The organism is Paenibacillus xylanilyticus, assembly GCF_013359935.1.
Lineage (GTDB): Bacteria > Bacillota > Bacilli > Paenibacillales > Paenibacillaceae > Paenibacillus > Paenibacillus xylanilyticus.
In genome coordinates this window covers 134,350-147,974 of sequence record NZ_JABMCB010000201.1, presented here as the reverse complement: position 1 = coordinate 147,974, position 13,625 = coordinate 134,350, and the positions used below count along the sequence as shown (strand labels likewise).

The following is a 13,625-nucleotide window of genomic DNA, read 5'->3' as shown; positions in this document are numbered from 1 at the left end:
GAAGTTATAATACCCGTGTCAGCCGGATCAGCGCAGTTCGCAAATGGCGGTAAAATGTGGCCCGGCTCATCGAACAGGCCTGAGCCGCGGCCGTCGGATTGCCCGCATGGGTCCAGTAAGCTGCATACAAAAGCATCTGGTCCTGCTGAGAAATTCCGTGGGCACGTCCCTCCAGCAAATCCAGCACGCGCAGCTGCAGCTCCATCCCATCTTGCACACCTTTTACTCGTGCAGCATAGGTATGCAGTTCACCTGGAGAGTGCAGATGTGCCAGCATTTTTCGCAAATCCGATTCAGTCCAGGGCAATTGATCCATGTCCCCATCTTTCGAGCCATGCTGTATCCTGCTCCCTTGGTTTTCGGGATCCAGCAGGGACATTACCCATTCTCCGAATTGTCCATTGCGCAAATCCAGATCCAGCACATCCGCCTGATCTTCATACTGGTCACAGACGCGAGTTCGCGCTCGCCTCATTCGAAAACCGATGCTTTGCAAAAACAACTTGAGGTTCGGGTTGGTAGCGACCAGCATCACTCTCGCCCCGTCACCCAGCAGGGACAATCTGTCCAATGCCATATAGCCCACGAGTTCTTCACGTTTGTAACCCGGCACATCGTCCCTTGCAGCTGCCAGTACGGCAAAATGGGTATCCGTCTGATCCGGATCACAATGCAGTTCCTGCGGGGTAAAGCATTCCTTCATTTCTGCCGGAAAATATCTTAGCAGCATCTCACTGCTCTCCCGGTGGACGAGTACCGTAATAAACATGGCAATGGGATCACCGCTCCTGTCACGCATCAATACAATTCCTTCAGGATAACGCTGTGCCAACTCATCTAAAAAAGGACGGTAAGGCTCCGCCTGCCATGGTTCTACACTGTATTCGCACCATTCCTCCAACAATCTGTGCAGTAAGGGCAGGTCACCTTCCCGCATCACCTCCAGCGGTGAAAACAGGGACTCGGTGGATACATCCGCATATTTTCGATGCTGAAGCATGGATTCCTGACACAAAAGGAGCATCCTCCGGGCAATCTGTCGCTGTTCATGCGGTCCGGCCTGTGCATGAAGAGGCATTAACAAGCCCGCAATACGTACACGCATGGCTTGCAGCCGCTGCGGCTCACGCTGACGAAAGTCCCGAAGCAGGTGCAATCTGGCCAGATCATGCAATGCCAGACCATCCGGATCCGAGCGGATGAAGGACATTCGCTTAAGCGCCTGGTACTCTTCCAGTGTGACCTCCGTTTGCAGGACAGAAGATAACAATTCCTGATTCGCTGTTTCGAGCAGCGTGAGTACCTCGATCATGGGATGCAGCCGCGGCAGCGTCAATTCAAGCAGCAGCCGTGCACTGATCATGTATGACAGTTCTGCCCACTCCGCCAGGTTTACATTTTGCCGATGGTTCGCCGCTTCCACCGCAAGAGCAAGCCCAAACGGATGCCCGTCCGTCATGCGTGCAATGGTCCCCGCCATGCCGGTATTCAACGATCCTGCACCAGCAATGTATTCCGAAACTTCTACATTCGTAAAATGCTGAAGCGGCATCTGCACCAGACGCTGCCGCAATCGGGGATGCGAACGCCATGCCGTAGTTGGTTTAGACCTTGATGCCAAAATCACCAGTACCCCGGCAGATGAGAGTTTGGTCACAAAAACCTCCATAAACCAACTTTCCAGTAAGGCAAGCTCTTCATAATTGTCTACCGCAATCACCAATCTCTTGTGCACTGATGTTTCATTCAGACGGCTAAGAGGCCGGAGATCGACATTGCTCTCCATCGTTTCCAGCCCCAAAGTCGAGGACAGATACTCCAAAAAGACCGAGGGGGTTGAACCACAGGATCTGCCATCCATCCATATGGCCGTAGCCCCCCGATTACGGGATACCGACAACATCTCCGAGAGCAGGGATGATTTGCCGATCCCTCCCATTCCCGTTACTGAAAAAATGGTTAAAGGAGCTTCCGGATCGTCAAACCATCGATCGAGGGTCATCATCTCCTTGGCCCGTCCTACAAAACGTTTGCCATGTTCATCGTGTCTGTCGCTCTGTACCTCACTACTGTTTCCCATGTATGTCCTCCGTACTAGATACTGGTACTTTTACTATACGCGATACCCTTGCAAAATTGAGACTATATTGAGACGCGCAGTAACACATGAAATGATAAAATCTTGAAGAAAGCCAAATAATTGAAAAATCTCTAAACAGCGTGATGCAAACGTTTAACACGGGATAGATGAACTAATTTCGCTGTTTAAACATAATTAACCGTTCCGCCAATCGAGCACACCGATCTAGTGGCATTTGCCTATGGCAGACTCTGAAATACATAAGCATTCACTGATCTCAAACTTCTTGCTTACCTTCCATATACCATAAGACGATATTCCAGGAAAGGCGGATTTGTGTGAGAAAAAACCTCGATATCTGTAATTTGAGCGGACAACTCGGAATCAAACATGAACGATTGGTTGAATGGTTGGGAGAAAAAGAACTTTATTCCCAAAAGTCAGAGACAGGGGGCAGCACTGATCGAACGTTATCTCCTTACCGATTAGCGGCTCCTACTTCATTATCCCTTGCCCCATCCACGGGTCAACCCAAGCTCTTTCGCGGTCGACGTTCCGTGTCAGGTCATTCGATTTTGCCAGAACTGCGTCCGTCCCGCCGTATCGGTAAAAACTACTAAACCACTTTTCCACTGCTTCCACATCATCAGGAACGATGAGCCTGTTCATCCTCAATCATGTTATGAGCAAGCAGCGCCATCTCCAGGCAGACTCTTCTCCCCTGTTCCATAAAACCGGGTCCCATCAGCTCTCCCAGCTTCTCCAATCGATTGTACAAAGTCTGTCGATGTATGAACAATTGGGCAGCAGCGTCACGCTTGGAACCAAAGTTTTGCAAATAGGCTTCAAGCGTCTCCACAAGCTGGAGGTGGTGTGTACGGTCATATTCGATCAGCACACCCAGATGGTCGTTCACGAAAGGGCGAAGGAACGATTGAGGCAGCGCCTTCAACATTTGATATATACCCATACGTTCGTAAAAGCAGATATGTTCCATCCGCTTCACGGATCGGGAAACCTCAATAACCTGATAAGCTTCCTGCAGACTCTCCGGCATGCTGGTCAAGCGGTTGCGAATCTTGCCAAACCCGGCATGAATCGCAACCTGCTTCAGATTGCGACCCGCAAACCGTCTCACATCACCAATAATGTTTTCAAGTGCTTTAGCCAGCTTCTGGGACGTAGATGTACTGCTCTCTTCCTTGGCACAGCATAGGTAGACCTGGTTATTTTTCAGCATGATCAGGCTGGGCAGATTGTTCTTCTTAAGCAGGGATCTTAACAAAACCAGAATATCCTGATGGTTTGCCTCCATCCGTTCCCGTCCTGTCCCTTTCAGCTGATGCTCAATTTCAATAACCCCTCCAGCAAACCAGTACTGGCCCTTCACCAGCAATCGAAGTCCCATCCGGGTCTGTGCCTGCTCCTCCTGATGGATATGACCATTCATCAAATCCTGAATTAATTCATTCTGATTGCGGACCATCTTCTCTTCGAGAAACTGCGAACGCAGGGTCAAAGCTGCTGCTGCTTTCGCTGTATAATCAAGCAGCAGCTTGAGGTACTCCACTGGTGCAGAAGGATGCACGATCATGCCCACTGCAGAGAACACCTGGCCAAAACAGACGACTGGGTGACACAGCAATACATTCTGTTCATCGATGCGAAACCATAATTCGGTATCCGAATCATTGAGATCCAAATGCTCCACTTCCTGTTCATACCAGGTATAGATTGCCTGCTCCATCTCCGGGGGGAGACCTGGCACGAAGCTGCCTGGCTCCATAGAAGAGATGTACACAACCGGTTTGGCCGCATATTCATGAAGCAGATTCAGTACAGCAGACATGTCGGTACTCTGTAACGTCCGCTGCTGAAGCTGACGAGAGTACGTCTCCAGACTCTTAAGCAGCTGGTGCTGGTGATTAATGAGCAGAGCATGAATATCCTGTGTAATCTCAACGAACCTTACCGGCTGTTCAAATACGATGAGCGGAAACTGGTGACTGTCCGCAAGTTTAATTAATTCTTCAGGAATGCCATGTATGCTGGTGCCGAACTCGACGCACAACCCCGCCGCTTCACTCTGAATCAGCTGAAGCAGATATTCTTCACGTCCCTCTTCCGATTGAAGCCACAGCCCAGTGGATAATATAAGGTCATGGGGACTGACATATGGAGAAACATTGGTAATCTCCAAGACATGAACCCATCCGACCTGACGAGATGTTCCCCCTTGTCCTGCAGCCAGACGCGCTTTGGCAAAGACAGGCCGTGCCAAAAGATCCTTTATCGTAAAAACACGATCATTTCTCAATATCGATCCCTCGTAATGTTATTTTTTCTTACATTATAATTCATGGACAAATGTCCTGAACAGCCCTTTTCGACATGATGTTGATTAAATCTTCGAAAACATAGACATAAAGTAAGGTGCAAATCCGTTAGTCAGGTCATAAACTTGTAGTATAAGTTGACAACCATTAAATGGACGAGGTGCATGGGTATGAGAATCGGGATTCCAAAAGAAATCAAAAACAATGAAAACCGTGTAGCCATAACCCCTGCCGGTACTGCTGATTTTGTCAGAGCGGGGCATCAGGTGATGATTGAGCAGGGCGCAGGATTGGGCAGTGGATTTACGGACAGCGAGTATCAGGCAGCCGGAGCTGTCATTCAGGATCTGGCCCAAGCCGTTTGGTCAAAGGCGGATATGATTATCAAGGTCAAAGAACCGCTTGCGAGTGAGTACGCCTATTTCCGTCCAGGACTGATTCTCTTCACCTATCTGCATCTGGCTGCGGAACCAGCACTGGCCAAAGCGCTCATCGAAAGCCGGGTAATCGCCATAGCGTATGAGACGCTTGAGGTTAACGGTACGCTCCCATTGCTAACCCCAATGAGTGAAGTTGCCGGACGAATGTCGGCTCAGATCGGGGCCCAGTTGCTGGAGAAAACCGAAGGTGGCAAAGGCATTCTGTTATCCGGTGTCCCTGGTGTTACCCGTGGCAAGGTGGCCATTATTGGCGGAGGTACGGTCGGTACCAATGCGGCAAAAATTGCAATTGGTCTGGGAGCGGATGTGACCATCCTTGACCTGAATTTGAACCGCCTGCGCCAGCTGGATGATATATTCGGCAATCAGATTCATACGCTGGTATCCAGTGCATCCAACATTGCGGCAGCTGTCGCTGCTGCAGATCTGCTGATCTGTGCGGTGCTGATCCCCGGCGCCAAAGCGCCCAAACTCGTCACCGAGCAGATGGTTACGACCATGGCACCCGGATCGGTCATTGTGGATGTGGCGATTGATCAAGGCGGGATTGTCGAAACCATTGATCATATCACGACCCATGATGAACCAACTTATGTGAAACATGGTGTCGTGCATTATGCGGTAGCGAACATGCCAGGCGCGGTGCCGCGCACGTCCACGGTGGCGCTGACCAACGCCACCATGCCTTATGCGCTGCAGCTGGCCAACCATGGTGCAGCCTCCGCGATTCGCGGCAATGCGTCCATTCGCAGCGCGGTCAACGTGCTGAATGGACACATCACGTATGAGGCAGTGGCACGGGATCTCGGGCATGCCTATGTTCCTGCAGGACAGGCGCTGGAGAATCCTGCCGCTGTCCAGTAATCTGTATATGGTCGTTCCACCCGGCGCCTTGTCGCTGGCCTGTGGAACGAGAAGAAGCGCCAGTCCGGTCAGGCATTGACCGAACTGGCGCTTCTTGATTTATTTTTACGGGGAATAGACTCGCGTATGGTTATAAGTTCTGGGTTTTCATGTGGTTCAAACTGCTCGGTCACTGCACACTTCCCGGAAATTGCAATCCCTGCATGCCCGGCGTGAGGGCATCGGGGTAAAGTACGACATCTCCTTTGGACGATTGTAATACTCATCCGCCACGCAGGAACGCATCTCTTCGATATATCTTCCCACATTGTCCTCGACCTTCTGCAGTTCCTCTTCGGTCGGGGTAAACTCGCGATGTGTTCCGGTCAACAGATATTCCACTCGCAGCTCAATCTGCTCCAGCGGCACCCGGTAATGGTCCCTCACATACGCTGCATACAGCATCAGCTGATCCGTGAAGTCATCCTCCTTGCCTGTCTTCCAATCCACAATCACAATGTTGCCGTTGCTGCGGCGATACAACAAGTCCATCTTCACATATACACGCGTATCATGCAGGATCATGGTGTCCCATTTCTCAATTTCCAAAATGTCCGTACTCGCCCGGGACAGGTCTTCCCAGGTAAGCGTCTGATACATATTGTGGACACATGCCGAAGCTCGCTCCTTGATGGTTGCAATTCGGTCATTCAGCGTGTCATCTCCGTAATAGATCTCGGATAACATCACCCGGTTCTTCGGGTCCAGCCGCCACTGATCAAGATCCATGGATTCCACATAGGCCTGATTAAGCAGCTTGCGCATCGTCTGTTCCAGAAAATGCTCACGCGGCTTGTCTTTGCCTTCCTCCCTGCTGCGAACCGCAGACTCACACATGCGGTGTGCAAGATCACCAAACACGAGATATAGATTGCTGAGCTGTTTTAATCGGTACAGTCGAACCTGCATCTCATCAGCCGATTCGGTCTTCCAGCCGTTATGGGCTCCGTAATAATGATAATAATATTTGCGCAGGCACTCATCGAACATGCTTGCCCGCGACTGCGAATAAGACCACTGCGGGTATTGTGCCATAAGCTGTTCTGCCTTTCTGTATACCGGATCTGCTTGAGATCCCTTGATGCTCACAGTATAAAGGATAGGGTAAAAATGCCGCAAGCTCTCCCGCTATTTTCTTCTGCACGCAACCGTTTCCGATTCGAAGCGTAACGTTTATATAGTAACATCACCAAAAGATGAAATTGCGGAGCAAAACGCATAATATACTAAATAGAGGACAGGATGTTGCATATCATTAGAACATGTACAGGCATATCCTAAAAGGAGGCACCACCCATGAATCGACCGGATTGGTTCCAGGCGGAAATAGCTTTGCAACAGATCCAGGTCATTGGCAGCGACCGGAATGAGCTGGTGAATATCATCGGTCATGCAGAAGGTATCTATTGCATCGGAACAGGTACGGATGCGGCTGTCTTTACCTATGACGGATTGCCGCAATACGCCTTCAAAGTGTATTCCGATCACGCGCTGGAGAAACTGGAGAACGAGAAGCGGGTCTATGAACAACTCAGAGGATTGCCTTATTTCCCCACTTATTACGGCAGCGGACGAAACATTCTCGTGATCAGTTATGAACCCGGAGATACCCTGCTGGAGTGTCTGGAAAAAGGAATCCCGGTTCCCGAGCAGGTCATGATTGATGTCGACGAAGCCCGTGCAGCCGTACGCAGCCGGGGCCTGAATCCACGAGACATGCATCTCAAAAATGTGCTGCTTCAGAATGGACGTGCGAAAGTGCTTGATGTATCCGAGTACATTAAGGAAGGCAATGACAATCGGTGGGAACATCTCGTCTGGGCATATCACAACATTTATCCAAAAATCAAAGGCACACCCATTTCACCACGTATGCTGCAGACGATCAAATGGGGTTACAATCAGCTGGATCAAGCCAATCTCAAAATGGACGACCTTTCCAAAAAAGCAAATCGCCTGTTCGCCAGGTTTATGAAATAAGAATGGAAGGTTAGATGCCTTCTCACTTCAGACCATTAATAATTCAAACCCGGATCAGAGCCAGAGATGGCAGCTATCCGGGTTTTTCCGTACGTACAAGGGAGATCAGTGCAGTCCTCCAGTCTCCTTCTTCATCCGCCCCTCGGAAGGAGTCATCCCCTTGTACTGCTTATACAGTTTCGTAAAATAATTGGCATTGTCGCACCCCACTCTGGCAGCAATCTCGGTTATGGTCAGATTGCTGGTTCGCAGCAAGTGTTCGGCTTCTGTCATCCGACATCCATTCACGTATTCGACGAAGGTACGGCCCGTCAGTTTTTTAAACATTTTGCAAAAATGATATGTATTCAGTCCCACCTGACTGGCCGCTTCGGTCACGGACATTTTATCGGCAGCATTGGCTTCGATATGTTCGATCAATTGTTTAAACCTTTCCCGGTTTGGAAAATACGAACCCGTTGTTCTTTCCGGAAGCTGCTGGGGCATAAAGGTACGGGCCAGCATCGTAAACAAGGCGTGCAGTTTGGACTTTGCAACGAGCTGGTAGGCAGGCGGCTGCATAACCATCTCTTCAATCGCATCATGGATTAGCGAGTAGTAGTCGAGGCAGATCCTGTCCTGCTCCGCTGGCTTTACCGGAAAGCGAATTCGCCCCTCCAGATACGGAGCCACGTACTGCAAATGAAGTGGATCATGCGTGAAGTCATGAAATAATGCCGCATTGACGACGACCGAATCATACTCCACATCCCCCTCTTCCAGGGCATAACCCACGTGAAGCGTCCCTCCCGGAATGACCAGTACCTCTCCCGGTCCAGCCGTATAAGGCCTGCTGTCAATATGAAACACGGCGTTGCCCTTACGCATGGCAATCAATTCAAAGTGCTCATGCCAATGCAGATACATGATACACTCTTCCGATTTCATGCCTGAGCAGCGATTCTGGAACAGTTGAAACGGATGTGATTTATGATCAATTCGGGTATTTTCGTGAAGCGCTTTCAGGTCCAGCACGGCCTCTTCCCCTTCCTCACAAAATCGGACTAATATTGCACAAGATTGTATAGAGCCACACGGCAGATGCGCGGCTATAATGAGTGTGTCACGAAGTACTATAAGCCAATATTGGAGTGAAATACAACCATGAAAAATCAATTGCGCATTGGCACCCTCGTGGGTGGAGCAGATGCTGTCCGTGTAATCCCGCAGATCATGAAGCATGATTTCGAATCATTCAATCTGACCTTCTGGCAAACGACAGGTGATCTGGACCTTGCCGAAACAGCCAAACGTGTCCGCGAGCTGGTAGACGAACATGACATTACCATTTCTGCAGTCAGTGTTTTCGGCAATCCGCTGACCGGTGCCGGGAACAACGCAGACACATTAGCCAGCTGGGAACGGGTAATTGATCATGCCCACTTGTTTGGAGCGGATATTGTCTCCGGGTTTACGGGTCGTCTTACCGATCAGCCCATTGACGAGTCCATACCGCGGTTTAAGGAGGTTTTCGGCGAATTGGCACGCCGGGCGGCAGACAGGGGTGTACGAATTGCTTTTGAAAACTGTGATATGGACGGAACTTGGCAGAAAGGCGACTGGAATATCGCCCACAATCCGACGGCCTGGGAAATGATGTTCAATGCTGTTCCGGATGAAAACATTGGCCTCGAGTGGGAGCCTTGCCATCAGATGACCAGCCTCATTGACCCGATTCCCCAGCTTCGCAAATGGGCGCCCAAAGTGTTCCACGTGCATGGCAAGGATGCAACCATTGCCTGGGATATCGTCAAGGAACATGGTGTTCATGGTCCACATGAGTTTGTCTGGCATCGTACGCCCGGCTTCGGAGATACCAACTGGTCCGACATCATCACCATTTTGCGGCAAAACGGATACCAGGGAATGATCGACATTGAAGGCTGGCACGACCCGGTGTACAAAGATGAATTGGAAATGACGGGACAGGTGCACGCTCTTCGCTATCTGAAACAATGCCGCGGCGGAGATTTTGTTCCGAATCCGGTATAAGGAGATGATTGAGTGAGTCAGCAGCATCGGATAGTTGTCGCAGGTTGTGGAGCCATGTCCAATACTTGGGTGGACTACGCCATGCAAAGACCGGACACGGAAATCGTTGGGCTTGTCGATCTACAGGAACACCAAGCAGCAGCATTGGCTGCACGGCACGGTCTCTCCTGTCCCATTTTTACGGATATTGCTGAGGCCATTAAAGCTACAGAAGCCAATATTGTATTTGATGTCACCATTCCCGCAAGTCATTATGGCATCGCCATGACAGCATTGCAGCAAGGATGCCATGTGTTTGGCGAAAAGCCACTGGCAGAATCCTTCGCTGAATGTGAGGACATTGTCCAGACTTCACGCAAGACAGGCCGCATCCAGGCTGTGATGCAGAATCGCCGCTTCGATCCGCGCATTCGTGCCTTTCGGGAGCTTATCGCCGGAGGCAGCATTGGCAAGGTCGGTTATGCGGGGGCAGATTTTTTCCTCGGACCTCATTTTGGCGGATTCCGTGATATGATGGACAGTCCGCTGCTGCTGGACATGGCCATTCATACATTTGATCAGGCCAGACTTATCCTCGGAGCCAATCCGGTGTCGGTCTACTGTCACGAATTCAATCCTCCAGGTTCCTGGTATGCAGGCAATGCAATGGCTTTATGCATCTTCGAAATGTCTGACGGTTCCGTCTTCAACTACCGCGGATCCTGGTGTGCAGAAGGCGCACCTACTTCATGGGAAGCATCATGGCGTGTAACAGGAGAAAAAGGGACGGCCATCTGGGATGGACATGATGATATTTATGCAGAAGTTGTTGCTGCGGAGCACCTTGGTCCTGACGGAAAACCTTCCTTTTTCCAGCCTTCAGAACGAATTGAAGGTCAGCTGCCTGTGATGGAGAAATCCGGACATCATGGCTGCCTCGAAGACATGTTCACTGCGCTCGAATCGGGGCGACTGCCAGAGACGGATTGCAGCGACAACCAGTTCAGCATGGCGATGGTGCTCGCTTCCCTGGAAAGCGCCCGCTCGGGCCGGAAAGTGTTCATTGCCGATCTGCTGAAAACAATGTAGCACGGAGGCCTTCCATAGCTTCATAAACAACCAAGCCCAACCGCACAGATTTGCGGGTTGGGCTTGACTGTTTAGTATTTTGTTGCATTTTCACAAAATGATAACAGCGATCGAAAGATGGTAATGCAATTGCAGTATTTGAGTGTAACAGTATAACCAATTTATATCCCTCTATAGGATCCCTTTTTTCATTGCTTTGTACACCAGCTGCGAGAACAGACTGTTGGACCAGGCAAACCACGGTCTTGTAAAGGTGTCCGGATCATCGGCATGAAAGCCTTCATGCATATACCCCGTCCCTGCATCTGTATTCTCCAGAAGTTCAATCATCTCCAGCATCTCCTCGTCATTGTCCGCCGTCAGTCCCTGCATGGACAGCGCCATATGCCAGATATATCCTGGCGGAGTATGCGGACTTCCGATCCCTTTGGCTGCTTGCCCTTCATAATAGAACGGATTCTCCTTGCTTAAAATAAACCGGCGCGTATTCTGATACACGGCATCCTCCGCTGACGCATATTCAAAATACGGGATGGACATCAGCCCCGGCGTCCCCGCATCATCCATCAGGCAATAATTGCCGTAACCGTCTGTTTCGTAGGCATAGATTCGTCCATAGACCGGATGATTGTATATGCCGTAAAGAGAGATCCCATGACGAATCTCTTCTTCAAGCCGTGTCATTTCGCTAACCAATTGTTCGTCCCGGAATACCCATTTGGCGATCTCCCCCATCTGGCGCAGGGTCACCGCAGCAAACATATTTGCAGGGATGTTATAGTGAAAATCACATGCATCATCACTCGGACGAAAACCGGACCAAATCATTCCCGTATAGTTCACAGGCATTCCGAGTCCTGCATTGCGCATCGTATCATGGGCAGGACAATTGCGGCGCATAAACCGGTATGGCGATTGCTCGGCATGACGCTGCTCTGTTTGCCATAAATGGACCACACTCTCCATCACCCGTTTGAAGCGATCATCGAAAATATCTGTTAATTCCGTCTCACGCCAGTATGTATAGGCCAGTTTCATGGAGAAACAAAGGGAATCCAGTTCAAACTTGCGCTCCCACACCCATGGCGACATCTCGGTCTCATCATTCGCATCCCAGTGCCAGCCATTGGCCGTTTCGTTGAACGCATTGGCATAAACATCGATGTCAGCATAGAACATATGCCGTTTGATCAGTCCTCCGATAATCCGCTGTAATGCTACATCTTCCTTCGCGAGCGGCACATAATGCATGACTTGTTCCACTGAATCACGCAGCCACATGGCTGGAATATCTCCGGTAATGACAAACGTTGTCCCATCCTCAAGCAGCTTGGTCGTCGTTTCCAATGTACTCGGAAAGCAGTTGCGGAACTGCGCAAGCAGTCTCGGTCTGTGCTGCAGCTGCTGGTCCGCCTCGATCAGAATATCTTGCACAGCCTGCGGCAATTCCAGATGTGGCATGGGGATTTTCGGTAATTTGAACTGTTCCATGGGCGTTATCTCCTTCGACATGAAGTATGGTTGGGTGTCTGGATTTAGCTGCTCTTTTACTCTCCCAGAGATGGTGTCTTCTTTTCGTAGGTTTATTATTGTTATTTTTGTTATCATAATATATAATAACGTTATTAAGTGTAGTGTACTGTGTCTTGGTGATGTCGTCAATTTAAAACTGCTACGAGTTCACTTCAAAATAATATTTGTTTACATATGAAGGAGTCATGAAAATGTCCCGCAAAGTATCCATTCAGACGCTGGCTGACCAGCTTGGATTATCCAAATATGCCGTTTCCCGTGCACTCAGTGGCAAGACTGGAGTCAGCGAGTCCACCCGCGCCCGTGTGCTTGAATTAGCCAGAGCTCTGGGATACCGTCAAAACACGCCTGGCAGTAGTGGTGCACCCACGGCTGCAGATCAATCGGAACCACCGTTTGCGCTCATCTGCATGAATCAGCTAAACCGCGGGGAGCCTCACTACTGGCAGCGGGTGTTATCCGGTATGATCTCTGGCTGTAATGAGCGTGGCTGGCATCATGCCATTGTATCCCCTTCACTTGGTACCGGGGATGAACATACACCGCCGGAACGGGCAATCGCTCCGCATCTGGACTGGGAACGCTGCGCTGGCGTCATTGTTATGGGTGCATTTCCTCATGCCGTTCTGCAGCGACTTGCTCAAACAGGCCGTCCCATCGTTCTGGCGGATCATCAGGAACCGCTCCTGAACTGCGATACGATCAGCCATGATAACCTGGAGGCAGGCATTACCGTTGTCCGATATCTATTATCGCTACAATCCCGCAGAATCGGATTAATTACGGATGACGGTCGTGCGGCCAGCTTCGCCCAGCGCAAGATTGGCATGGAGCTGGCATTGAATCATTTCCATACAGGTCAGGGTCACACTGCGACATTCCGGGAGTGGAATGTTCCTTATGAGCAAGGGGAATGGGTTAACCAACTGGCAAAAGAGATCATGCAGATGCCCGAGGATGAAAGACCCGATGCATGGATTGGAGTGAATGATGATATCGCCTTGCAATGGATGAACAAGCTGCAGGAGATCGGAATTTCCACACCTCAAGACTGCCGCGTGATCGGCATTGATAATGTCCACTCTGCCGCCACGTCTTCTCCACCTCTGACGACGGTCAACCTGTGTAAGGAGGAGCTTGGACAGCGGGCCATTGAGGCTTTGCAGAGACGCATTGAACGCCCAGGGACACCGAAGGAGACGGTCATGCTCGCCACTTCCCTTATTCCACGGGAATCAGCTTAACTGGATATCG

Annotated in this window: 11 protein-coding genes; 6 read left to right on the top strand and 5 right to left on the bottom strand. The window is 50.3% G+C overall.

From position 1 onward, the window contains the following. Positions 1–4: 4 nt before the first annotated feature. Positions 5–2,080, bottom strand: coding sequence for an nSTAND1 domain-containing NTPase (locus tag HP552_RS24915; protein ID WP_175398086.1), 2,076 nt, complete (start codon positions 2,078–2,080; stop codon positions 5–7). 338 nt (positions 2,081–2,418) lie between these two features. On the opposite strand from HP552_RS24915, the gene HP552_RS24910 reads away from it, so the two are divergent. Further along, the gene (locus HP552_RS24910) at positions 2,419–2,700 is read left to right on the top strand and encodes a hypothetical protein (RefSeq protein ID WP_175398085.1); all 282 of its coding nucleotides are present in this window, start codon (positions 2,419–2,421) and stop codon (positions 2,698–2,700) included. Positions 2,701–2,726: 26 nt separating this feature from the next. On the opposite strand, the gene HP552_RS24905 is transcribed toward HP552_RS24910, so the two are convergent. Continuing rightward, positions 2,727–4,397, bottom strand: coding sequence for a PucR family transcriptional regulator (locus HP552_RS24905; RefSeq protein WP_175398084.1), 1,671 nt, complete (start codon positions 4,395–4,397; stop codon positions 2,727–2,729). Between the two features lie 189 nt (positions 4,398–4,586). Between HP552_RS24905 and ald the strand changes: the two genes are divergently transcribed. Beyond that, complete coding sequence (ald, locus tag HP552_RS24900; RefSeq protein ID WP_175398083.1) at positions 4,587–5,720, top strand: alanine dehydrogenase; 1,134 nt, start codon at positions 4,587–4,589, stop codon at positions 5,718–5,720. A gap of 156 nt (positions 5,721–5,876) precedes the next feature. Here ald and HP552_RS24895 read toward each other — a convergent pair whose 3' ends face one another. Further along, positions 5,877–6,794, bottom strand: coding sequence for a PD-(D/E)XK nuclease family protein (locus HP552_RS24895; protein WP_175398082.1), 918 nt, complete (start codon positions 6,792–6,794; stop codon positions 5,877–5,879). A gap of 261 nt (positions 6,795–7,055) precedes the next feature. On the opposite strand from HP552_RS24895, the gene HP552_RS24890 reads away from it, so the two are divergent. Further along, a complete protein-coding gene (locus HP552_RS24890; RefSeq protein ID WP_175398081.1) occupies positions 7,056–7,739 on the top strand; it encodes a serine/threonine-protein kinase in 684 nt (227 codons plus the stop codon). 105 nt (positions 7,740–7,844) lie between these two features. On the opposite strand, the gene HP552_RS24885 is transcribed toward HP552_RS24890, so the two are convergent. Next, entirely contained in the window at positions 7,845–8,753 is a 909-nt protein-coding gene (locus tag HP552_RS24885) for an AraC family transcriptional regulator (protein WP_175398080.1), read from the bottom strand. A 129-nt stretch (positions 8,754–8,882) separates the two neighbouring features. Between HP552_RS24885 and HP552_RS24880 the strand changes: the two genes are divergently transcribed. Continuing rightward, positions 8,883–9,770, top strand: a complete 888-nt coding sequence (locus tag HP552_RS24880; protein ID WP_175398079.1) for a sugar phosphate isomerase/epimerase family protein — start codon at positions 8,883–8,885, stop codon at positions 9,768–9,770. 54 nt (positions 9,771–9,824) lie between these two features. Beyond that, positions 9,825–10,838 (top strand): Gfo/Idh/MocA family protein, encoded by a 1,014-nt coding sequence (locus tag HP552_RS24875; protein WP_217506559.1) that lies wholly within the window; start codon positions 9,825–9,827, stop codon positions 10,836–10,838. 171 nt (positions 10,839–11,009) lie between these two features. On the opposite strand, the gene HP552_RS24870 is transcribed toward HP552_RS24875, so the two are convergent. Beyond that, on the bottom strand, positions 11,010–12,329 hold the full coding sequence (locus tag HP552_RS24870; RefSeq protein WP_175398077.1) for a glycoside hydrolase family 125 protein: 1,320 nt from the start codon (positions 12,327–12,329) through the stop codon (positions 11,010–11,012). Positions 12,330–12,562: 233 nt separating this feature from the next. Between HP552_RS24870 and HP552_RS24865 the strand changes: the two genes are divergently transcribed. Next, positions 12,563–13,615 (top strand): LacI family DNA-binding transcriptional regulator, encoded by a 1,053-nt coding sequence (locus tag HP552_RS24865; protein WP_175398076.1) that lies wholly within the window; start codon positions 12,563–12,565, stop codon positions 13,613–13,615. Positions 13,616–13,625: the final 10 nt, after the last annotated feature.

Coding starts and splice junctions, on each gene's coding strand:
- HP552_RS24915 (WP_175398086.1), bottom strand. CDS start 2,080: ATGGGAAACAGTAGTGAGGTACAGAGCGACAGACACGATGAACATGGC.
- ald (WP_175398083.1), top strand. CDS start 4,587: ATGAGAATCGGGATTCCAAAAGAAATCAAAAACAATGAAAACCGTGTA.
- HP552_RS24895 (WP_175398082.1), bottom strand. CDS start 6,794: ATGGCACAATACCCGCAGTGGTCTTATTCGCAGTCGCGGGCAAGCATG.
- HP552_RS24890 (WP_175398081.1), top strand. CDS start 7,056: ATGAATCGACCGGATTGGTTCCAGGCGGAAATAGCTTTGCAACAGATC.
- HP552_RS24880 (WP_175398079.1), top strand. CDS start 8,883: ATGAAAAATCAATTGCGCATTGGCACCCTCGTGGGTGGAGCAGATGCT.
- HP552_RS24875 (WP_217506559.1), top strand. CDS start 9,825: ATGTCCAATACTTGGGTGGACTACGCCATGCAAAGACCGGACACGGAA.
- HP552_RS24870 (WP_175398077.1), bottom strand. CDS start 12,329: ATGGAACAGTTCAAATTACCGAAAATCCCCATGCCACATCTGGAATTG.
- HP552_RS24865 (WP_175398076.1), top strand. CDS start 12,563: ATGTCCCGCAAAGTATCCATTCAGACGCTGGCTGACCAGCTTGGATTA.